Consider the following 23,003-nt stretch of genomic DNA (forward strand, 5'->3'; position numbering starts at 1 on the left):
GCTATGCAAATGAAGTTAAGTAATGTCTTTCGAAATATGGTCGCGGCTGCAGCCGTTTCTGGAATTACTTTTGCCGCCAGCGCAGCCGATGGAAAGATCAACTTTACTGGGACCATTCTGGATTCTGCCTGTACGATTGATACTGATACGGCTAATCAGACTGTCAACCTCGGCAAAATCCCTAAAAGCTCGTTTAACGCGGCCGGGGCCGTTGCTGCCGCAACCCGCTTTAGCATTGTGTTAAACAATTGCCCTGCCGCGGTTACCTCTGCCTCGATTAATTTTGATGGTAATGCGGACAATTCCGACACCAGTATTCTTGCGCTGAACAGCGGTCAAACGGCGAAAGGCGTTGGTGTTGCGTTTTATGAAGAGGATGGCATCACCGCGATTCCGCTGGCTACACAGTCTAAGAGCATCACTCTTGACACCAGCGCAGGCGAAGAGCCCTCTAACAGCAATAAAATGACCTTTGTGGCGAAATATAAGGCGACCCAAGCTGCCGTGGTTGCGGGAACAGCAAACGCAACGTCAGATTTCACCATTACCTATCAGTAATACGCTGGGCGTACCTAAGGTGCGCCCTATTGCCTCTTGCTGAAATGTCGGAAACGTATAATGAATCAACTTATTCGAGCGATTTTATTATCAGGCGCTTGCATGATCTCTTTAACGAGTCAGGCCAGCATAACCGTCGGCGGGACGCGATTAATTTATAATGCGACTGAAAACGAAGCCTCACTCCCTGTGAGTAACACTCAGGATGGTGTTCCCTATTTAATTCAGTCATGGGTTGAGTTAAGTGAAAACGTGAAGGATCAGGTTCCTTTTATCGTCACGCCGCCGCTTTTTCGTCTCGATGCTGGCCATGAAAATACGCTGCGGGTCATTTATACCGGCGAAAAGAAGCTACCTGAAAATCGTGAATCAGTTTTTTGGCTTAACGTTAAGTCTATCCCTTCAATGAACCGGTCAGATGAGAATCGGCTGCTCATTGCCGTTAAGACACGCATGAAGCTTTTCTACCGGCCTGCATCACTGGCATCAGAAGTAGCAGATGATGCGTGGAAAAAATTAAAGTTTGAGCCACGTGGTGAACACTTGGTGATTAGCAATTCGACACCGTTCTACGTTTCTCTTTATTCATTAAAAGTTGGTAACAAATCTATTTCACAGCCGCCAATGATATCACCTTTTAGTTCCGAAACGGTGACCGGCAGTGGAAAGCAAGTAGCCTGGAGAGCCATAAATGATTTTGGTGGAGTAACGACAGAAAAGCGCCAGATGCTGAAATGAAAAATATTAACAATACGCTAAGTTAATCGCGCAGGTAAGCAAGGTGAATACTGTTTCTTTTTCTCAAAATGCATTTTTCTCTGGCTCATGGCCTAACTGCGTAAGTCGACTCTCGACGATAGCGTTTTTTTTGTCGGGCGTTTTTCCTGCAGCCGCGGGCGATATTTATTTCATGGCCGATGCGCTTGAAAAAACACACTCTACATCCCAGGATATTGATCTGAGCCGCTTCGAGCGGGGAGAGCAGTTACCCGGAACCTATAGGGTGGAAATATGGCTTAATGAAAATTATATCCGAACGGAAAATATCTCTTTCGTATCTGTAAAAGGGTTTGGGCTGGCACCCGAGCTTAATCGTGGAGTGCTGGAATCATTTGGCGTCAGGGTTAAGGCATTTCCTGAATTAGCCATGCTGCCGGCCGAAGTTATTATTACTGATCCCGGTGCATTTATACCGGATGCCACCACCCGGCTGGATTTTGACAAGCAGAGACTGGATATCTCTATCCCTCAATCGGCGCTAAACGCGCGCGCGCGCGGCACCGTTGACCCGTCGCGCTGGAACCAGGGTATTTCTGCACTGCTGGTAAATTACAGCATCAACGGATCGCGCAACTGGAGCCGGTACGGTGAGACGCAGGAGCAGCTTTACACCAACCTGCAAAGCGGTATTAACGTGGGACCATGGCGCCTGCGTAACTACAGCACCGCGACGAAGAACAACGGAAAGCAGTCGTTTTCGTCGCTGAATACCACCCTGAGCCGCGATGTCCAGTTTTTAAGAGGGCAGTTTCAGGTGGGTGAAACCAGCACCCCCGGTGACGTGTTTGACAGCGTGATGTTTCGCGGCACGCAGATTTTTTCCGATGACACCATGCTGCCGGAGAGCATGCGCGGTTTCGCCCCTATCATTCGAGGGATCGCTCGCACCAACGCCACGGTTACCGTGAAGCAAAACGGTTACACGGTTTATCAAACCTACGTGGCGCCCGGCAGCTTTGAAATTCGCGATCTCTATCCCACGTCGGCGAGCGGCGATCTGGAAATTGTCGTCACCGAAGCCGACGGCAGCGTCCAGCATTTTGTGCAGCCTTTCTCTGCGGTTCCCGTCATGCTGCGGGAAGGGCGCATAAAGTATGCGCTGAGCGTAGGTGAATACCGAACCACAAAGAATGGCGCGCTAACGCCTTCATTTGGCCTGGGCACGCTGGCCTATGGCCTCTCCAATAATCTCACGCTGTACGGCGGCGTCCTGGCGGCAAGCAACTATGCGTCAGGTGTCTTCGGTACCGGCCTCAGTTTTGGCGATATAGGCTCGCTCTCGGCAGACATTACCGCTGCCGAGAGCCAACTTGTTGATGAGAAAAACCGTCGCAGCCGGGGGCAGTCCTATCGCGTGCAGTATTCGAAAACGGTGGCTGCGACCGATACTACCGTGACGCTCGCCAGCTATCGCTACTCTACGGAAGGGTTTTATACCTTCCAGGAGGTGAATGAATTCAGCAGCCAGCGCTACAACAAGCGAAGCCGACTGCAGCTCAACCTTAGCCAGTCGCTGCAAAGTTGGGGAAATTTTTATATTGCGGCTTACCAGCAGGACTACTGGAGCAAGCGGGGCTATGAACGCAACGTCAGCACCGGCTTTAACACCAGTATCAGCGATATCAATTATTCGCTCGGCTACACCTACAGCGAAACGCCAGGTAAAGACCGAAAGGACCAGATTGTAGCCTTTAGCCTGCAGGTACCGCTGAGCAAATGGCTATCGCAAAGCTGGGCCAGCTACAGCGTGAATATGCAAAAAAACGGTCCTGAAACCCATCAGGTGGGGCTGAGCGGCACCGCGCTCGACGATAATAACCTGAGCTACATGGTCCAGCAGGGCTATACCTCGTCGGGCGATGAATCAAGAAGCTCACTGAGTGGAACCTACAAGGGCGGGCACGGCACCGTGAGCGCGGGCTACAACCAAAGCCAACAGAATAGCCAGCTGAATTTCGGCCTACAGGGGGGGATTATCGGCCATGAGCATGGCGTGACGTTCTCTCAGCCGCTAGGAGATACCATAGTGCTGCTGGAGGCGCAGGGCGCATCCGGCGTGAGGGTGCGCAATAACCCCGGCGTTAAAACGGACTCGCGCGGATACGCTGTGGTGCCTTATGCCAGTGCCTATCAGGAAAACCGCATTGCAATAGACACCGGTTCGCTGGGGGCGGACGTGGATGTTGCCGAGTCTGTGATCAACGTTGTGCCTACGCGCGGCGCGGTGGTGCGCGCTACGTTCAATACGCGAACGGGGCGGCGGGCCCTAATAACGCTAATGTATCAGAATTCGCCTGTACCTTTTGGCGCGACGGCAAAACTCAACGAAAGCGATGCGATGAGCATTGTGGGAAGTGACGGCGAGGTTTATATGAGCGGCCTGAACGACGGTGACGGCATTACGGTACAGTGGGGCGCGAAAACCTGCCGCGCCAAAATAACCTTAAACGCGTTACCGGGTAAAATTCAACGTACCACTGCAGTATGTCGTTAAATTTCTCATTGCGTTGATTCGCATTATTACTCTTGCGAGAGAAGGCCTACGCCTTGCTTAAATGAAGGAACATATGATGTCCACCGTATTTATAATCTCGACGGCTGCTATGTGTAGCGCTATCTCACTGAATGCTTTTGCGCTGTGTTCTGCAAATGACGTAGCGGTCAACTTTGATAACAATATTATCGTTCAGCGGGATGCGCCCGTTGGGACGGTATTAGCAACGATAACCACGAGTAATGCCATGCAATGTGACCCTGAGGGTCAGGTAATTGGATACGATGGCTCATGGTTTATTCAGCTTTCGGGGACGAATGCGGATTATGGCACCTCGCCGCTGGCTAACGTACGGGCAACGGAGGTCCAAGGCATTGGCATCCGGTGGAAGAACTTTTCCAGTACCACGGGAACCAGCGAGTTTGTCTCCAGAATGAGCCTCAATAACGCGAGCTGGAGGCGAGGGATCCTCCAGAATGGCGTATCAACGTTCACGGATACCTTTGAGCTGATCAAAACGAGTACCACCCCGGCGACGGGCTCAATACCCGCGCTGACGCTAAATATGGAATACAGTACGCCGGTCAGTAATAACATTACTCGCCTGCCGCTTTATAAATATATATTTTCGCCAATCAATATCAGCACCGCATCCTGTCAGATCGGCGATAGTAATTTGAATATTAATATGGGAATTGCGCTGATGCCGAAGTTTAACGGCGTAGGCAGCATCCAAAATCCGGTAACGTTTTCCATACCGCTTATTTGTAGTGAACAGACCGCAGTAAATGTGACGCTGGATAACGTCAGCCCGCTTGCCGATCCTGCCAACGGAGTATTGGGGTTAAACAGCAGCTCGACAGCAAAAGGTTTGGGCATTCAGCTGAAGTACAATGATGTGCCCGTTCAGTTCGGTAAGCTAATTAAATACGGCACGACGACCTCACCAGGAGAGGTCGTCAATATTCCCTTCAAGGCCGCATATTATATGACCTCAGCGAATGCACGGTCAGGCTCGTTGAGCGCCACGGCGTCTTTTACCATGACCTATCACTAACCAATAATGTTAATAATGGCGCGCTCATTACGTAACCAAGTTAAATTTTTTTAATCATGAGATAGACAAAATTCGCTGTCTCTTCATATACCTCAACAGCTTATGGCTGATAGCAGCCTAATTAGCGTGATTAACATCAACAGCGCTGATGCTGTGCAACAACGGTATCTGACTGGAAACAGATTAACCCACTATTTCTTCGCTATTTACTCGATTGCCGCTATATCCCTATCGCTATTATCCCTGAAATAAAATTATAGATTTCGACGTGATGCGTCACGCGACCTCAGGGATAATCATGTTACGTATGCCAATCAGGAGCGGCCGCTTCGCCTGCTTCCTCAGTGCCATTTTGCTGTTAACGCTACTGCCAGGTTCATCAGCTTATGCTCTTTCAGCCGCGTGTTCCGCGTTGAACATGATCAATCCAGCCACCTTTTCTCGCAGCTATGCTGCTTCTGCTTTTGAAGCAGGAGAGAGTGTCCACATCACGCTCACCGATAACGGACTCGATCCTAAAACGAATCAAACAAATTCAGACTCGGTGATTATGCGTTCATCAAGCTTTGCGCTCTATTCAGAATACAGAACGTTCACCGGAAGCGCAGGAGCCTATACCCTGGATGCCAGCGCCTCTCAAATCACAAGCACCGGGTTGTTCCTTGCAGTTAACAATAACAATAGTTATATCAATGATATAATCATCTCCTGCTCCGCAGCTGCTATCGTATCTTCTGATGCAACATTGAGCAGCCTCTCGCTGTCAGAAGGCACGTTGACACCCGGCTTTTCCTCCGGCATTACCAGCTACAGCACCCGCGTTGCTAATGGTGTGACATCAATAACAGTGACGCCGACCACCAGCAACCTAGCTGCCCACGTGCGCGTCAATGGCATCAGCCTCAATTCTGGCAGCGGTTATAGTGTGCCGCTGGTCGTTGGCACGAACAGTATTAACGTTGTGGTCACCGCTGAAGATGGCACCAGTTCCGCAAACTATCTCGTGCAGGTAGAACGCCTTGAACCTACCCCGATTGCCGGTTCCAGCAGCCTGAACGTGGCATTTAACAGCATCAACAACCCCATCAACTTGCCGATCACAGGCGGGACGCCAAATAGCCTGACAATAAGTACTTCACCGGCACACGGCACGCTTTCTGTCGTTGATGTCAGCCACGTGACTTACACACCCGCCGCCAATTACGTCGGCAACGACAGCTTCACTTACACCTCCAGCAATAGTGCCGGTTCTTCCGCCACCGGCACTATGAGTGTGACGGTCAGCCCCCCCACGCTCGCCATCGCACCAGGCTCATTGCCAGCAGCCACCCTCAACACGCCTTACAGCCAAACGTTTAGCGCCAGCGGCGGCTCGGGCAATTACAGCTTCAGCATGAGCGGCCTCTCTCCCGGTTTAACGCTGTCGCCCGCTGGCGTGTTGTCGGGTATGCCTGCGAATGCCGGGAGTTTCAGCTTCAGTGTGATCGTAACGGATACCATCACGAACAGCAGCGCACATCAGTCTTATACGCTGAATGTGGCGCTCACCGGACAACCACCAGTTGCTAACACGGTGACATCCAATGTCGTTGCCAACAGCGGCGAAAATAGCATTGAGCTGCTGATGTCCGGCGGCGCAGCAACCACCATCAACATCTTGCAGCAACCTTTGCACGGCAGCGCGCGCGTTTTGAATAGTCGTATCCTTTACAAGCCGGCGGCCGGTTTTTCCGGCAGCGATAGATTGATTTACAGCGCCAGTAACAGCTTCGGCACCACGCAGGCAACGGTAACACTGAATGTGACAGCGGCGGTGCTGTCGTTTACGCCAGCTGCGGGGGCTTTACCGCAGGCTGTGGTGGGTAACGCCTACGCACAAAACTTCAGCGCCACCGGCGGCGTTGCGCCATACAGTTATCGCATACAGGGAGCGATTCCTGCCGGAATGGTATTTACTAACGGCGGCCTGAGCGGCACGCCAGACACAGTTAGCGATGCCGCATTCACGCTCATCGCCACCGATGCCAACGGCGCAACCGGTCAGGCGGCATATACGCTGAAGGTGAGTGCGGCACAGCCGGTTGGCGTTGATCACACAACCAGCGTGGTCGCAGGTGGTGCAGTGCGCGTCAGCCTAACCGAGAATGCTCGTGGCGGCCCGTTTAGCGCAGCACGTTTATTGGCTCAACCCGACAGCGCTTTGGGCAGCGCGTCCATCAGTGCCAATGACAACGATTATCAGCTGATTTTCCAGGCTGCGCCGCAGGCCAGCGGTTCCGTCGCCTTGCGCTATGTGTTGTTCAACGGCAGCACGCCATCCGCAGCGGCGACGGTGACCATCACCATCGCCGGACGACCAAATCCGGCGCAAAACCCTGACGTAATTGGCATGATCAGCGCGCAGTTGCAGTCGGCGCAGAATTTCGCCCGCGCGCAAATCAGTAATTTCAATGACCGTCTGGAACGTTTGCATGATGACGCCAGCGCGCGCAGCGATATGAACGGTATTCGCTTTAATATGCCAACCAGTAAAACCGAGCATGGCGTGCGAGATGATGCAGTGTGGAACAACGCGTGGGAACGTAACGGTAGGCTCCCAGCGTTGCCCCAGCTCGCCGGCAAGTCATCGGACGCACAATCGCATGCTAACGCGCCAACCCGCATAAATACCTGGACCGGCGGCTACGTGGATTTTGGTCATGCGCGAGAGGGTGGCGTGAGTTTCAGTCATACTTTGGTGGGCGTCAGTACCGGTGCGGATTATCGCTTCACGCCGAGCTTCACTGCGGGTATGGGGATGGGGTTTGGTCGTGATGTGAGCGATGTCGGTAACAACGGCTCGCGCAGTAACGGACGTTCCATCAGCTCCGCGATTTACGCCAGCTATCATCCCGCTGAATGGTTTATTGATGGCCTACTGGGTTACAGCCGCCTCGACTACGACGGCCGCCGCTACGTCGGCGATACCGAAGGCATGGCGCGCTCCAGTCGCGGCGGTTATCAAATGTTTAGCGCGGTGACCTCCGGCTATGATTATCGCCTTGCCGCTTTACTGATTTCACCCTATGCACGAGCTCAACTGTCACGTACCTGGCTGGATGCGTATACCGAGCAGAACGCTGACATTTACAATCTCGCTTTCGCTGCACAAACGCTGAGTCAGTTCACCGGTACGGCGGGCTTGCGTACGCAGTATGCGGTGCCGTTAACCTGGTCCACGCTGCGCTGGCAGAGTCGCCTGGAGTATGCGCAGACGTTCAGTGATCAAGGTCGCGCACGCGTCGGATATGCCGATGTTGGCAACGATAGTTGGACGATGGATCTCACCAGCGAAAGCCGGGAAAATCTGGTGCTCGGCATGGGGCTGGACTTCTTACTGCCGCACGCTATCACCCCCGGCATTGCTTATCAGGGCACGCTCGGCCTGGATGGCGCGGGCAGCCGCTCGCAGATGATTATGATTCGCGTGAATATTGGTTTTTGATTTTTGTCATGCAGGGCGTGCCAAAAAATGTGGAAAACTGAAAGTACTCTGAGTTGAATAAAAGGGAGCAGTTCACCCGCTATTAGCAATATGGACTGCACCCGATTAGAAAAACGTTTTATTTTTGTCGGTCTTAAAACCCATATATATCCTATTGAGTCGCTCTCTGAACAACATTGGATCGTGCTCCAGACATATTCGCGCTAATGAATTTTTAGCGCGCTCTGATACGATTTTGCTGTCGCTGATGATTTGCAATATGTAGGTTTTCAGCTGAGATACGATGGCACTTCTCAAAAGGGTTTTGTCACTCACTGATGCTACCGTGAGCTCTAACATCGGATTCAGGGGGCAGCGGATCAGCCAGCCTGCATTTTCTGGATTGATTTCCGGCAAAGCTCGGACATTGGTGGTGATAACCGGGCAGCCGCAGGCCTGCATTTCCAGAACGGAAAAGCCGTACGTCTCCTGCCATGTTGGTAGCAGCCCGACATCAGAAGTCTTAATTAACGCCAGCACCGCGTCGTTGGTTAGCGACGTATGGTGACGGAATATCGGGCATTCACGCAGCATGCCCTCCACGCTTACCCGAAAAGCGGCATCGTCCTGGAATTCCTGGTGGGCCACATTATGCGTCCTGCGCAGATCCCCAACCAAATTCACGCGCACGTCATTGCTGCTTATCACGTTTTCCCTTAATAGCTGGCTAAAGGCCAGCACAATTTCTGCACCTCCCTTGCGATAAAACTCATTACCCACGAAGGTGAAAGTCACCGGTCCTTCCTTAACCACAGCATTTTTTTCCTGCAGTACCGGCTGCGGGGGATGCAGTACGTGTAGTTTGGGCCCGATGATGGCCTGCTCTCTGGGGAAATGTTCCAGCAGCCGCAGTTGGATCTGCCGTGTGGCTTCTGAGATAGCGATGATGCTTTTGCAGCGCGGAGAGCAGATGTACCGGAGTTCCCGCGCCAGCTCGGGGTTGGCAAATTTGGGTATTCCCTCAACGGTAGAACACGGGGTAGTTCGGTTTCAAAGGTCGCCACCCAGTCGCCTGACCCCGAAGAGACTTCGTTAAAAAGATGGATAATGTCCGCTTTAACTGAAGACATTAGGGGCAGGGGTCGAAAAATAAAGAGTTTATTTTTGTGCAGCAAGCGCTGCCTTATAACGTTGATCCAGGTCCAGATATTTCTCGGACGGTAATCCAGATAGCGATTTGAAGGGTCTGTAATGATGTTTCTCTTTTCCGGGTAGCCGTTACCGCCCACGATAATCTTCATTCTTACCCCTGCTGGCGAGTGCATAAATTAACAGGATTAATTTAAGTATCCTTGTCATTACGAGGATATAAAAAGTATTTGGCTTTATATGAGGTTATGGTTTTTCAGATAAGGCCTGAATTCGTCCTGATTACTCAGGCTGTTAATACCAGCGCAGAATCTGCCATTTGCAACCGCTTCCCGTCATGTCCAATTATGCACGTGCAAACAGGCAAAATACGTATATTTGCTGGTGTTTAATAGATTTCCGGAAAACGTCGGGAGAGAGAGTACCAGTGCAAATTAAAATTTCAGGTTGCTAAGAAGCCTTTATTTACTTCAGGTTAAATTAACAGCGGGTGAATGAGAGAGATGATGACAGTAGCGGGTATACATTTTTTCCATTGAAAATATTTTAAATTCTCAATGTATCAATAACCGCGCGCAAAGCGGGCGACACATTGCGATGCGGATAATAGAGAAATGAAGCTTCCAGACGTTGGCTGTGACGTTGCAGAACCCTGATCAGCTTTCCTTGTTCCAGATCCTCAGAAACCAGCTCTTCCGGAACATAAGCCAGCCCGAGTCCCAGAGTGGCGGCTTTCGCTTCCATATAGCTGTCAGCAAAAACCCATTGGCCCTGCGGCCGATGGGTGATTTTTTTGCCATCCTGATGAAGTTCCCAGGCATAAAGGCTGCCATCGCCAAACTGATAAGCGATGCAGGGATGAACGGCCAAATCTGCGGGGACCTGCGGGAAGCCGTAGCGACGAAAGTGTTCTGGCGTACCGACAACAGCCATCTCCATTTCGGGCGAAATGCGTACAGCGATCATGCCGCTGCCAACTTCCGGCCCCAGACGTATACCCGCATCGAATCTCTCCGCAATAATATCCACAAACCGGCTTTCACTGATAAGTTCCAGTCTGATATCGGGGTAGCGTTGTTTGAATACCGCAAGTTTTGGCAGGAGTACTTTATCAATCGCGTGCTGGCTGGCATTGATGCGTACCGTACCGGATGGGGTCTGACGATAGTGAGCCAGCGTGGCGAGCCCCATATCTAAAGCATCGAATCCTGACTCAACGGTTTGATAGAGCTGCTCACCGGCATGGGTAAGCGATAATCTGCGCGTGGTGCGAACAATGAGTTGAACGCCCAGTCTTTCTTCAAGTTCACGCACTGAACGACTGATACCAGATTGTGCCAGGCCAAGGCGTTTCGCCGCAGCAGTAAAACTCCCTTCGCGCACCACCAGCATGAACAGGTAGAGATCGTTGTAGTTTTCCCTTTTTGCCATCAGCCCGCCCTCATGACTACATCGTTATTTAAAACAATTTGATATTAATCTTAGCAAATATTCCCCTCTAATCAGAACACATGCTGCTAATTACAATATGCACATTGCAATAAAGCACAGCAGCGTTGTCGGTATGACACCTGCCTCTTTGATGTTTTTTCTGGAGGATTTTAATGACTGTTTTCACGCAAAAACTGACAGCGGTGTTACCTGCAATGCTGCTATGCGCATCATTAAGTGGAGTTTCAACGATGAGTTATGCTGATACCACCAATCCGAACGCACCCGTTTCGCTGGTCAAAAATTGGGATAAAACCTTTGCTGAAAGTACGAAAGTGGATCACCGTAAGGTTACCTTTCAGAACCGTTATGGAATCACCTTAGTTGGGGATCTCTACCTTCCAAAGGATCGCGGCGAGCGCAAGCTGGCAGCCGTTGCCATCAGCGGGCCTTTCGGTGCAGTCAAAGAACAATCCAGCGGCCTGTACGCGCAAACGCTGGCTGAACAGGGATTTGTTACCCTCGCGTTTGACCCTTCATATACGGGCGAAAGTGGCGGCTACCCGCGTAATGTGGCGTCTCCGGATATCAATACCGAGGATTTCAGCGCGGCAGTTGATTTCTTAGGTCTGCAAAAAGAGGTGGACCGCAACCGTATCGGGCTGCTCGGTATTTGCGGCCTGGGCGGCATGGCCTTAAACGACGCCGCTATGGATACACGAGTTAAAGCCGTGGCAACCAGCGTGATGTATGACATGAGCCGCGCAATGGGCCATGGCGTGGGCGATGGCAAAGACCGTTACACCACCGCCGATCGTCGTGCTGTGTTGCAGTATCTGAACGCGCAGCGCTGGAAGGATGCGGAAAACGGCACTTCCGCGCCCGGTGGTCACGACATCTATGTTGACGAAAAAGGTAAAGTCAGCGCTTCTGAACGTATTCTGCCGGAAACGTTACCCGCTAATCCGAATCCCGTCTTGAAAGAATTCTTTGATTATTACCGCATGCCGCGAGGTTTCCATGCGCGTTCGGTCAACTCAACCGGCGCATGGAATGCAACAATGCCACTGTCATTTATGAATATGCCGCTGCTGAGTTATGCAAATGAAATCACTATCCCTGCGCTTATTGTGACCGGTGAAAAAGCCCATTCACGTTATTTTGCTGAAGACGCTTTTAAAGCGATCGGGAGTAAAAAGAAAGAGCTGGTGATTATTCCTGGGGCAAACCATGTGGACTTATATGACAACGTGGCTGGAAAGATCCCATTTGCTAAATTTGAACAATTTTTCAAATCAAATTTAAGGTAACCTTCTGAAATAATTTGCATTTACCATGCCACCCATATTGCACGGGTGGCATTAACTTGCCTGATGTGACGCAGTGAAATGATGATGTTATTCCCTGAAAAACGCATCTCCCAGCTTCGCCTGAATCAGGTCGGCTCGAATTAAGAGATGTTGATAATGTCCACAGTAAATATTAAACCCTCTCACCATAAAACCCAGTCGTATTGGGGCGGCGTATTTGCCATGACGCTCTGCGTTTTTGTGTTGATCGCTTCTGAATTTATGCCGGTTAGTCTGCTAACCCCTATTGCCCGCGACTTGCACGTCACGGAAGGGCTGGCAGGACAGGGAATTGCCATCTCTGGCGCGCTGGCGGTCATTACCAGCCTGGCTATCTCCCGCATTGCCGGGAATCTGAATCGGAAATATCTTCTGCTGGGACTGACAGTTCTGATGGCGGTATCGGCAATCATTGTCGCGCTGGCGGCCAGTTATTCGGTTTATATGCTCGGGAGGGCGCTAATCGGGATCGTCATCGGTGGGTTCTGGTCAATGTCGGCCGCAACAGCCATTCGGCTGGTACCGCAGCACAAGGTTCCTCGCGCGCTGGCGATTTTTAACGGCGGGAACGCGCTGGCCACCGTTGTGGCGGCACCGCTGGGTAGCTACCTCGGGGCGACTGTCGGATGGCGGGGCGCCTTTTTATGTCTCGTACCGCTTGCGATAGTCGCGTTCATCTGGCAATGCCTCAGCCTGCCTTCGATGGAAAGCGATAATCAACGCAAGCCACAGGGATCGGTGCTTCGTCTGTTCAGAGTCTCAATCGTATCAACGGGGCTGCTGGCTTGCGGACTCTTCTTTATGGGGCAGTTTGCCTTATTTACCTACGTGCGACCGTTTCTGGAGAACGTGACCAAAGTGAGCGCTCCAGGCCTGCCCTGGATTTTGCTTGCTATAGGCGCAGCAGGTTTTATCGGCACAACGATTGTTTCGACCTTCCTGAACTCAAGGTTTTATCCGACATTAATCTTGATACCACTGCTTATGTCAGCGATTGCCGGTACGTTACTTATATTTGGCCACAGCATGTGGATTGTTGCCGTTTTGCTGAGCCTGTGGGGAATGCTTGCGACTGCCGCGCCAACCGGATGGTGGACATGGATTGCGCGGACGCTTCCCGAAGATGCAGAGGCAGGTGGTGGTCTCATGGTTGCTGTCATCCAACTCTCCATTGCGCTTGGATCAACCGTTGGGGGTTTGATTTTCGACAGTCTGGGTTGGCAAAGTGCTTTCGGCTCGAGTGCTTTATTACTTCTTGGTGCGGTAGTAATGACGTTTCACACATCACGTCAAACATGAATCGCAGGCGGTTTAATCATAGAATAAGGAGCAGAGGCGGCTATCCTCTAACAGACTAAAGCACCGTCTTTAACGCCGAACTGATTCTGCTCTGAGGATTTATACATGACCACCTTTCATCAACTCAATGCCATCAGCCTGCGTGGGCAGCCCATTTCTATGGCCGATTACGCCGGTAAACTGGTTCTGGTGGTGAATACCGCCAGCCAGTGTGGATTCACACCACAATATGCCGGCCTTGAAGCGCTCTATAAGAAGTACGCCGACAAGGGGCTGATAATATTGGGTTTCCCCTGCAACCAGTTTGGCAAGCAGGAACCCGGCGGTGCCGATGATATCGCGCAGACCTGCCTCATCAACTACGGTGTGAGCTTCCCGATGTTCGAGAAAATCGAGGTTAACGGCGCCGCAACGCACCCCATATTTCGCTACCTGAAAGAGGCACTACCCGGCGTGTTGGGCAGCCGGATCAAATGGAACTTTACGAAGTTTCTGATCGGACGCGACGGCAAACCGCTCAAGCGTTTTGCACCGATCACCACGCCGGAAAAAATGGAAGCGACGATCCTTGCTGAGCTGGAAAACTAATATGCATTCCGCCATGCTTGATCCAAATTGTGCGAGCTATCACAATTAACAGAATTTCTTTTTGTTCGCTGCGCCTGTTTCCTCGTTAAACATCCCTCGTATGTCACGGTTTGTGACATGATAAGCGTCATAACTGAATCATCAGGATGTTTAAATACATGTTCAACGCCAGAAAACTAGCAACCCTAAATGCCCTCGAAAGCAGCGTGCACAATTACATTATCAAAAATATCAATGCCGTTATTTATATGACGATCAGAGAGCTTGCCGATAATTCTGGCGTGTCTACCGCGACTGTTTTGCGATTCTGTAAAAAAATGGATTTCAAAGGTTACTCAGAACTCAAAGCGAGTATGAAGTTGCACCTGAACAAAAATAGCACATTACTGATTCCTCATGGGGCTGAGGAAATATTGACCTTTTTTAAAAGCATCAGAAACGATGAATTTGATGAGATGATTAACCATGCGGCTCAATACATTCGTGATGCCGAACGGGTGTTCTTTGCTGGCGCAGGCAGCTCTGGCACGCTCGGCAGGTATGGCGCGCGTTTCTTCTCTAATGTGGGCAAGTTCAGCAATCACATAGATGATCCCTATTATCCGGTGAGTACCGATATGGTGCAGAGTTCAGTGGCTATCGTGCTTTCTGTCTCTGGCGAAACCCCCGAAATATTGAAGCTTGCCAGGCAGTTTGTTATTCACAAGTGCAAAGTGATTTCTATTACTTGCAACCCGGATTCAACTCTAGCAAAACTTTCTGACTTTATTGTTCCTTACCACGTTTCTCGCATTTTGATTGAAAACGAATACGATATTACCACTCAGGTTCCGGTTATTTTCATTCTTGAATCGATCGGCAGAAAGCTGGTGGTGGATAATGTCAGCGACATGTCACGCGGTGTGACATTTTTGTAATTATCGACCCGTTATAACATATTGTGACCTCGTGACATTGCCGGGATGATTTTCTAACATTGCCGGGATTAGTTCGCTCCTGACGGACTGAATTCCCTCTGGCAATGGAAGAAAACCATGGCAATAAATTATGCGGATTCTGCGAAAGAGATCGTAAGACTGATAGGTAGCGATAATAATGTGATAAGTGTCACGCATTGCGCTACGCGTCTGAGATTTGTGCTGAAAGATTATTCTCTGGTCGAGGTTGAAACCTTAAAGCGGGTAAAAGGCGTTATTACCGCGATGCAGGCCAGCGGCCAGATGCAGGTGGTAATTGGTAATCACGTCGGTGACGCTTACCGCGAAGTGCAGAATCTACTCACTATCGACGAAAGTGCAGCGGTAACACCGCCTAACGTCGGTATCGTTAGCCGCATTATGGATATCATCTCCAGCATATTTGCGCCTTTTCTCTATCCGCTGGCAGCCTGCGGTGTGTTGCAGGGCATCATTTCGCTGCTGACCGCCATCGACCTGATGGATCCGGCAAGCGGCACTTATCGCATCCTTAACTTCGTTTCGTGGACCGGCTTTACCTTCCTGCCCGTGATGGTGGCGTTTACCGCCGCCAAAAAATTCAACGTCAATCCGTTCACGGCGGTTATCTCCGCCTGCGCGCTGGTGTCGCCGGATTACCTGAATATGTTGACGGCCAACAAAATCCTTACCGCCAACTCAGCCGATCCGGCCGTACAAGCTTTGATGAAGAGCGCGGTTGAAAATCCCGAAATTTCAAAGGTGATGGTGCAGATCGCTGGCGTTCCACTTGATGCCGCGCCGCTGACCTTTATGGGGCTGCCGGTAGAATATTTGAGTTACACCTCGTCGGTGATCCCCATTATTTTGATGGTGTGGGGCATGTCGTATGTTCAGCGTTTCTTTGAGCGCCTGCTTCCGATGGTGATACGCAACCTGTTCACGCCGATGTTCTGCCTCGCCATCATGGTTCCGCTCACGCTTCTGGCATTCGGGCCGATCGGCAATATGATTGGCGGCGCCATCGGTGGCGTCTACAACACCCTTTATCATCTCAGCCCCGCCATTGCCGGATTTGTGGTCGGTGCCTTGTGGATGCCACTGGTTACCTTGGGCGTACATTGGGGCATCACGCCAGTGACCGTCGGTAACTATGCCACCCTGGGCTACGACACCTTTACCGGACTGCAAGCCTCCGCGGTATTTGGTATGGCGGGCGCGGTGCTGGGCGTATACCTGAAGGCGAAAGACGCAGAGCTTAAACGTATGGCGCTCTCTGCGGGTGTAACGGCGCTGTTCGGCATTACTGAACCCGCCATTTACGGTGTGGCACTGCGTCTTAAACGACCGATGATTTGTGGCTGTCTGGCGGGCGCTGCCGGCGGCATGATCGCCGGGGCTTTCAACGCGGTTTCATGGAGTTACTGCATTCCAGGCATTGCCGTCCTGCCGGTGTTCTTTAAAGAGGGGCACATGACGCAGTTCCTCGGCTTCCTGGTATCCATATTCGTCGCCTTCATATTGGGCATGATCTTCTCCTGGGTCGCGGGATTCAAAGAAGATAGCCAACCTGACGTTCGCTCTGTGCCGCAGCCTGGCACCATCTGATAAATTGAGATACAGATTATGAATAAGCCATTTCCAGAAAATTTCATGTGGGGCGGCGCTGTTGCGGCTCATCAGGTCGAGGGTGCCTGGGATAAAGGCGGCAAAGGGCCGAGCATTGTCGATGTCCTGACCAGCGGGGCGCACGGTGTTGATCGCGTCATCACTTCCGGCATTCAGGGTGACTGCTTTTATGCCAATCACGAGGCATCAGATTTTTACCATCGCTATCGTGAGGACATCGCGCTGTTGGCCGAAATGGGCTTCCGCTGCTTCCGCACCTCAATTGCCTGGTCGCGTATTTTTCCACGCGGCGATGAAGCCGAGCCGAACGAAGAGGGTTTGCGTTTTTACGAGGCGCTATTCGATGAGCTGCTGAAATACGGAATTGAACCGGTTATCACGCTGTCCCATTTTGAGATGCCTAATTTCCTGGTCACCGAATATGGCGGCTGGAAAAACAGAAAAGTTTTGGACTTCTTTGTCCGCTTCAGCACGGTGGTTATTGAACGCTTCCAGCACAAAGTAAAATACTGGATGACCTTCAACGAAATTAATAATCAGCGCAACTGGAAAACCCCGCTGTTTGGATACTGCTGCTCGGGCGTTATTTTCACCCACGAGCCTAATCCTGAAGAGTGCATGTATCAGGTTCTACACCATCAATTTGTGGCCAGTGCTCAAGTGGTGAAGTTGGGGCATGAAATTAATCCTGCACTACAAATTGGCTGCATGATTGCCATGGTGCCGCTATATCCGTTTTCCTGTCATCCGGATGATGTGATGTATGCCCAGGAAGCAATGAGGGAGCGATTCCTGTTCAGTGACGTGCACATGCGCGGTCATTATCCGGCTTATATTCTCAATGAATGGCAACGCAAGGGATACCATATTGCAATGGAACCGGATGATGCGCAGATTCTGCGGGAAGGCTGTGCCGATTATATCGGGCTGAGCTATTACATGAGTAATGCGGTCAGTAAAGAAAATGCCGGCAGCGGGACGGCGCTTTCAGGCTTCGAGGGCAGCGTACCGAATCCGCACGTTAAAGCCTCAGATTGGGGCTGGCAGATCGATCCGGTTGGCCTGCGTTATGTCCTGAATATTCTCTACGAGCGTTACGAAAAGCCGCTTTTTGTGGTGGAAAACGGTTTTGGTGCCATCGACAAAATGGATAAAAAGGGCGAGGTCAATGATGACTACCGCATCGACTATCTGCGCGCGCATATTGAACAGATGAAGAAAGCCGTGACTGAAGATGGCGTCGATCTTATGGGATATACCCCTTGGGGATGTATTGACTGCGTATCTTTCACCACCGGGCAATACAGCAAGCGCTATGGCTTTATTTACGTAAATAAAAATGACGATGGTAGCGGGGATTTTTCCCGCTCGAAGAAGAAGAGTTTTGACTGGTATCGTCGGGTCATCGCCAGCAACGGCAAAGAACTTTAGCAAAATATGTGCGACAGGGATGTCGCACATCGAGATCCTTAAGGCTTCTCTTTTTCGTCTTCAGCCGGAATCAGCGGTTCATCAATGGCGATGGATGAATTAGATTACAGCAGCTGAATATCCAGAATCACGTAAGTCATGGTGGTGATGAATAACGAAATCACGCTGCCAATCACGCCGCTGGTGGTGAACGTGAAATAGTTATACATCACCACCCAGGTCACACAAATAAACAGCGCCAGCGCAACATTAATCGCCGACTGCGAATAATTGGTAGTGCGTGATCCCATTTCATTAATCTGCCGGCTGATATTCGCGCCGCTGTATTTCTCCAGCACAAAAATTCCCTGTTCCCAGTTACGCAAGCGTCGTGCGCCGCTGCGGGTCAGAAATACGTACAGCAATGAGACAAATAATCCGGAGAAGGCGATCAGCACCGGCACGGCTTCCAGCGCGTAAGCGAGGCTTTTATGGCTCGATGCCTGCGGCGTGAGATCCAGCGTTAACGACGCACCGAGCGCGGCATATAAAAACACAAACAGTAGCAAAAACAGCGCGTTGCGACGCCAGTCGAGATCGGCTTCGTGATTCTTCTGCTGTCGTGCGCTGTGCAGCGCCTGCTGTAATAGCGTGGCATCGGTGGATGCGGTGTCAATACTCTCAATCTCTTCACCCAACAAGCGGTGAATAAACGGCTGATCGGCCGGTTCAATGGTGATGCGCATAGATTTCTCGGTGACGTAACGATCAAAGGCGTCAGTGTAACGTAAATCCTCTGGCGCGCGCAGAATCTGCGAGTAAGCGCGCAATTTTTCATCTCTGTTTCGGCTCGGCTTGCACATCATTTATACAATTAATGGGCGGTTATTACTGACCGCGCAAATGACGACGGAGTAACGAGCTATGTCGTATGTTGATGGTTTTGTCGTAGCGGTGCCGGAAGCCAATAAGGAGGATTATCGTGCCATGGCGGCTAAAGCCGCGCCGCTGTTTAAAGAGTTTGGCGCCACGCGTGTCGTCGAGTGCTGGGCAGACGATGTACCCGAAGGTTCACAGACCGATTTCTATCGCGCAGTAAAAGCCGAAGAGGGCGAAACGGTGGTGTTCAGCTGGATCGAATATCCCTCGCGGGAAGTGCGTGACGCCGCCAATGCCAAAATGATGTCCGATCCGCGCATGAAAGAGATGGGCGAGAATATGCCGTTCGATGGTAAGCGCATGATCTATGGCGGATTCGCGATTTTGCTGGAGGCGTAGTTGAGTATTTGCAACTGCATTGAACCGTAGCGGCGCAATTTATTGCGCGATAAATCGCGCCGCTACGAAATGTGCGGTGATTTGATGCGGTACGTAACTGATTGGCCTTACGCGATTTATCGCGCTATTTTGTTTCAAAATTATTGTATGTCTCTTACTTCTATTGTGTGCAATTAATCGCGCCGCTACGATAGGTGCTGGAATTATTCACCCTTAACAAGGAGTTACTATGCTGGATATCATGCACTTTCCGCTTTTCCTCGCATCCGTATTTCTGTTGTGTATTACACCGGGACCGGATTTAGCTTATGTCGTAGGACAAAGCGTAGCGAATGGACGACGCAGCGGTGTGATATCAGCGAGTGGCGTAGCGCTGGGAAGTTGCACGCATGCCATTGCCAGCGCAATCGGTTTAACGGCGTTAATTACCGCTTCGCCACTGTTATTTACGGTGATTAAATATATTGGTGCGGCTTATTTAATTTATCTGGGCAGTAAGATGGTGTGGGGAAGCTTTTTCAGCCGTGAAGAAGACAAAACACCGCAGGCTGAAATTCCACGCTCTAATACTCGCAACTTATTAGTTCGCGGTTTTATTACATCGATTACCAATCCAAAAGTATTGTTGTTTTTCATCTCCTTCTTCCCACAATTCGTGGTAGTTGATGGCGATCATCATGCCAGCTCGTTTCTGTTGCTCGGCCTGACGTATGCGGTTGTGGGTTTAATGACTGACGTGATCTTTGCCCTGGTTGCTGGCAGCGCGGCTAGCGCGGTGTCGCGCAATGTGATGTTGCAGAAATTGCTTGATCGTGTGGTGGGCATCACCTTTATCGGTTTAGGCTTACGCCTGGCGCTGACGCGTCGTTAACAAATTCACCTCAGGAACAACGGCCAGCGATTGGCGCTCACGGATTATTCGGGTAACGTGGAATGCTTAACTTTGTTACCTACAAATAATTACCGCACGCTAAGTTGCAGGAGAGTCATTTCATGGCCGTTAATTCCAAAATCGTTGGCATTGTCAGCGATGAGTTCATCAACCCCAACACCGTAAAGCTGCTCAATGAAGTCACGCGCCAGCTGAATGAGCGTGGTTTTATTACGCTGCTGCTGAATGCGAATTCCCGCGAAAGTTTTCAAAGCGCGCTGCGTAATGCGGCACAACTTCCTGTCGGCGGTTTGGTTTTTCTGACTTCGCTATTTAGCGATGAACTGAGTGTGGCGGCCGATATTCTGCCGCAGGCGGCAACGGTCCATCTCAGCGCCAGCGCGGATGCTAACGTTGTGATTGCCGATGGTTATGACGCAGGCGGAGAGATGGGATTGCTGCTGCTGTCGCAAGGTCATCAACGTTTCGGTTTTATGCACAGCCAGGAAAACAGCGTGCCCGCGCGCCAGATGGACGGTTTTGTCGCCAGCCTGCAAGCTGAACAGAAAGAATTGAATATCGAGCTCTGTGCCGGTGGCAACGATCGCGAACTGGCTTATCAGGCAATGATGGCGTATTTGAAGAAAACGCGCGCTGCCGAGCGTATCAATGCGCTGTTCTGCGAAAGCGATGTGCTGGCGTTCGGCGCGTTACAAGCGGTACGCGACTTCGCGCAAGGCGCACATGTCGCGGTGGTGGGGTTTGATGATGTTGATGAGGCGCGCGCGTCAACCTGGCATCTCACCAGTTGGGCGCAGCGACGGGATTTGCTGGTGGCCGAAGCGCTGAATCGTTTGCTGGAAAACCGTGCCGATACCAGTAACGCCTGGCAGCAGGGCGAATTGCAGGTGCGCCATTCGCATCACGGCAAACATGTGCCGGGCGAAATGTCGCAGTGCGGATGTGCGATTCGGCATTAATTGCCGCTAAATTGTCAACGGTGCGCATTGCTGCGCACCGAATCTCTAATTACTCCGCAAACGCATAATCGACACACGCTGATAGCTGCACAAAGGGCCCAGCCAGAGTTTTATTATGGTGCGCAATAATCTGCCCGGCGTTCAGCACGCCGTTATCCACGGAAGTATGTCCATCCTCAATTAGCACCACGCGAAAACCTAAATCTGCCGCAGCACGACAAGTGGTATCCACGCAGTATTCGCTTTTCATGCCAACAATCACTAATTCGTGGATATCGGCACTTTTCAGCGCAGCCAGGAATTCAGTATCACGGAAACAGTTGGGATAGCGCTTCACAAATACCCGATCGCGCGATGCATCCATCTGCAGTTCAGGAATCAGCTGAGTCAGCGGGCTGCTTTCGGCGAAGGGCGATCCATCCGGTCCAGTGTGGCGCGCGAAGAAAACAGGCGTATGCGCTTGATGGGCTAACGCGATCAGCTGATTGATATTGGCTAAAACAGATTCCGCAGCAAAGGGCGCTGGCGAAGCGTGAAATAACCCATTCTGCATATCAATGACTAACAAGGCTTTATGTTGCGATGGCTGCATGGTGTGTCTCCTTTCTACATGCTATGAACGGAGACCATTCCCCGTTCAATGATTGACGGGGCTGAGGATGCTGGAGCTTATCTCTTCGCTACAGATGCACACACGCCGCCGCCATATGCGGTGGTGGTTGTGGTCTCTGTGGTTAATGCGTTGAAGATAGACATAAAAGCTCGCCAGAATTCGGTGTGAGTTCTGAATCTAACAGAGTGCGAGGAGAAAACAAGCGTGAAGTGTTTACATCTGTGAAACAAAAGGGCGAACGCGGATCAACCAGCATTCGCCCAACGTTTAGTGCTTGATTCCATTACCTGAACCGTCACGATTGCGGAAAATATGCGTGACGTTATCGGTGTTTTTGATCGCTATTCCGCTCTGCTGCGGGGTTTCGATATGATTCATCACTTCCGACATCGCACGGCTCAGTGCTTGCTGGCGCGGCGGATCGCGTTCAATCGACGCCATCACGCGCAATTTATCAAGCAGCGCGCGGGTGGAGACCGGGCCGGATTTTTTCAGCAACTGTAAAATCGCATCGCCCATGATGATGTCGGTGAGCCGTTCTTCATCACTTCTGTACATAGATTCTCTCTGGTTATCGCGGCGGACCTGCGGCAAATAACAAAGTGGATTCAGTCTAACCACAAGGAGAATGAGGCGGAAACCACTTGGTTAATTCTCTGGTCAGCGGCGCCTGTTTTACGCTTCTCGTTCTACGGAAAACATCAGGCCGATTAATTGCTGATAGTGAATTTCCGCTTCAGTACCACGCGCTTGCTCCATACGGCACAGCAACTTGGTGCACAGCGTTTTACGGCTTAATGTCCGTCCTGAACGCAAGATTTCAACCACAATCTGTCCCAGCGTTTCCTGCTGCGAAGGCAAAGAGGCTTCTTTGAAGTAGCGTGCAATAGCTTCCGACGCTGTGGAAAAGTTACGATCCTGACGCATGGTTCCATCCTCAAGGTTGACGTATAACTTTAGCCATCAAACTTATACAAGTTTAATTAATATGTACAGGAATATGGCGAATCAGTTGCGCAGTGATTTGGCCAAAAGTGCTAAGTTATTGTTAACAATAACTTAAGGAATAGGTCAGGGAGGCTGAATGTATTTTATACAATGCTTAGTGATGAAGGCTGT

At 51.0% G+C, this 23,003-nt stretch carries 20 protein-coding genes; 14 read left to right on the forward strand and 6 right to left on the reverse strand.

Annotated elements, in window-relative coordinates; translation table 11 throughout:
- The first annotated feature begins 3 nt into the window (after positions 1-3).
- From HX773_RS20965 to HX773_RS20985, 5 genes are all read left to right on the forward strand, one after another.
- Positions 4-558 carry a fimbrial protein gene (locus HX773_RS20965; RefSeq protein ID WP_176973152.1) on the forward strand — a complete coding sequence of 185 codons (555 nt, stop codon included), beginning with the start codon at positions 4-6 and terminating at the stop codon, positions 556-558.
- Between the two features lie 60 nt (positions 559-618).
- The gene (locus HX773_RS20970) at positions 619-1,296 is read left to right on the forward strand and encodes a molecular chaperone (protein WP_176973153.1); all 678 of its coding nucleotides are present in this window, start codon (positions 619-621) and stop codon (positions 1,294-1,296) included.
- A 43-nt stretch (positions 1,297-1,339) separates the two neighbouring features.
- Positions 1,340-3,832, forward strand: a complete 2,493-nt coding sequence (locus tag HX773_RS20975) for a fimbria/pilus outer membrane usher protein (RefSeq protein ID WP_370463628.1) — start codon at positions 1,340-1,342, stop codon at positions 3,830-3,832.
- A 76-nt stretch (positions 3,833-3,908) separates the two neighbouring features.
- A complete protein-coding gene (locus tag HX773_RS20980) occupies positions 3,909-4,889 on the forward strand; it encodes a fimbrial protein (protein ID WP_255433281.1) in 981 nt (326 codons plus the stop codon).
- A 307-nt stretch (positions 4,890-5,196) separates the two neighbouring features.
- The gene (locus HX773_RS20985) at positions 5,197-8,373 is read left to right on the forward strand and encodes an autotransporter domain-containing protein (protein WP_176973196.1); all 3,177 of its coding nucleotides are present in this window, start codon (positions 5,197-5,199) and stop codon (positions 8,371-8,373) included.
- Positions 8,374-8,478: 105 nt separating this feature from the next.
- Here the strand turns inward: HX773_RS20985 and HX773_RS26015 are convergent, their stop codons facing one another.
- Both HX773_RS26015 and HX773_RS20995 read right to left on the reverse strand, forming a co-directional pair.
- Positions 8,479-9,147, reverse strand: coding sequence for a glycosyltransferase (locus HX773_RS26015; RefSeq protein ID WP_370463629.1), 669 nt, complete (start codon positions 9,145-9,147; stop codon positions 8,479-8,481).
- Between the two features lie 900 nt (positions 9,148-10,047).
- Complete coding sequence (locus HX773_RS20995) at positions 10,048-10,932, reverse strand: LysR family transcriptional regulator (protein WP_176973155.1); 885 nt, start codon at positions 10,930-10,932, stop codon at positions 10,048-10,050.
- A gap of 173 nt (positions 10,933-11,105) precedes the next feature.
- Here HX773_RS20995 and HX773_RS21000 point away from each other — a divergent pair, with 173 nt between their 5' ends.
- The 6 genes from HX773_RS21000 to HX773_RS21025 all read left to right on the forward strand — a co-directional run bounded on the left by HX773_RS21000 (position 11,106) and on the right by HX773_RS21025 (position 18,163).
- The gene (locus tag HX773_RS21000; protein ID WP_176973156.1) at positions 11,106-12,242 is read left to right on the forward strand and encodes an alpha/beta hydrolase; all 1,137 of its coding nucleotides are present in this window, start codon (positions 11,106-11,108) and stop codon (positions 12,240-12,242) included.
- Positions 12,243-12,398: 156 nt separating this feature from the next.
- Positions 12,399-13,580 (forward strand): MFS transporter, encoded by a 1,182-nt coding sequence (locus HX773_RS21005; RefSeq protein WP_176973157.1) that lies wholly within the window; start codon positions 12,399-12,401, stop codon positions 13,578-13,580.
- 105 nt (positions 13,581-13,685) lie between these two features.
- A complete protein-coding gene (locus HX773_RS21010; RefSeq protein WP_176973158.1) occupies positions 13,686-14,168 on the forward strand; it encodes a glutathione peroxidase in 483 nt (160 codons plus the stop codon).
- A gap of 158 nt (positions 14,169-14,326) precedes the next feature.
- Positions 14,327-15,085 carry a MurR/RpiR family transcriptional regulator gene (locus HX773_RS21015; RefSeq protein WP_176973159.1) on the forward strand — a complete coding sequence of 253 codons (759 nt, stop codon included), beginning with the start codon at positions 14,327-14,329 and terminating at the stop codon, positions 15,083-15,085.
- Between the two features lie 117 nt (positions 15,086-15,202).
- On the forward strand, positions 15,203-16,711 hold the full coding sequence (locus HX773_RS21020) for a PTS transporter subunit EIIC (protein WP_176973160.1): 1,509 nt from the start codon (positions 15,203-15,205) through the stop codon (positions 16,709-16,711).
- A gap of 18 nt (positions 16,712-16,729) precedes the next feature.
- The gene (locus HX773_RS21025; protein ID WP_176973161.1) at positions 16,730-18,163 is read left to right on the forward strand and encodes a 6-phospho-beta-glucosidase; all 1,434 of its coding nucleotides are present in this window, start codon (positions 16,730-16,732) and stop codon (positions 18,161-18,163) included.
- A 104-nt stretch (positions 18,164-18,267) separates the two neighbouring features.
- Here HX773_RS21025 and HX773_RS21030 read toward each other — a convergent pair whose 3' ends face one another.
- The gene (locus HX773_RS21030; RefSeq protein WP_255433282.1) at positions 18,268-18,972 is read right to left on the reverse strand and encodes a hypothetical protein; all 705 of its coding nucleotides are present in this window, start codon (positions 18,970-18,972) and stop codon (positions 18,268-18,270) included.
- A 94-nt stretch (positions 18,973-19,066) separates the two neighbouring features.
- Between HX773_RS21030 and HX773_RS21035 the strand changes: the two genes are divergently transcribed.
- From HX773_RS21035 to HX773_RS21045, 3 genes are all read left to right on the forward strand, one after another.
- Positions 19,067-19,420, forward strand: a complete 354-nt coding sequence (locus tag HX773_RS21035; RefSeq protein WP_176973162.1) for a DUF1428 domain-containing protein — start codon at positions 19,067-19,069, stop codon at positions 19,418-19,420.
- Positions 19,421-19,649: 229 nt separating this feature from the next.
- The gene (locus HX773_RS21040; RefSeq protein ID WP_176973163.1) at positions 19,650-20,291 is read left to right on the forward strand and encodes a LysE family translocator; all 642 of its coding nucleotides are present in this window, start codon (positions 19,650-19,652) and stop codon (positions 20,289-20,291) included.
- Positions 20,292-20,413: 122 nt separating this feature from the next.
- Positions 20,414-21,271 carry a substrate-binding domain-containing protein gene (locus tag HX773_RS21045; RefSeq protein ID WP_176973164.1) on the forward strand — a complete coding sequence of 286 codons (858 nt, stop codon included), beginning with the start codon at positions 20,414-20,416 and terminating at the stop codon, positions 21,269-21,271.
- Between the two features lie 49 nt (positions 21,272-21,320).
- On the opposite strand, the gene HX773_RS21050 is transcribed toward HX773_RS21045, so the two are convergent.
- From HX773_RS21050 to ycgZ, 3 genes are all read right to left on the reverse strand, one after another.
- Complete coding sequence (locus tag HX773_RS21050) at positions 21,321-21,863, reverse strand: cysteine hydrolase family protein (protein WP_176973165.1); 543 nt, start codon at positions 21,861-21,863, stop codon at positions 21,321-21,323.
- Positions 21,864-22,151: 288 nt separating this feature from the next.
- On the reverse strand, positions 22,152-22,442 hold the full coding sequence (locus HX773_RS21055; RefSeq protein WP_176973166.1) for a hypothetical protein: 291 nt from the start codon (positions 22,440-22,442) through the stop codon (positions 22,152-22,154).
- 117 nt (positions 22,443-22,559) lie between these two features.
- The gene (gene ycgZ, locus HX773_RS21060; protein WP_110866812.1) at positions 22,560-22,811 is read right to left on the reverse strand and encodes a regulatory protein YcgZ; all 252 of its coding nucleotides are present in this window, start codon (positions 22,809-22,811) and stop codon (positions 22,560-22,562) included.
- Positions 22,812-23,003: the final 192 nt, after the last annotated feature.

It is taken from the genome of Pantoea sp. B9002, from assembly GCF_013385945.1.
GTDB lineage: Bacteria > Pseudomonadota > Gammaproteobacteria > Enterobacterales > Enterobacteriaceae > Pantoea.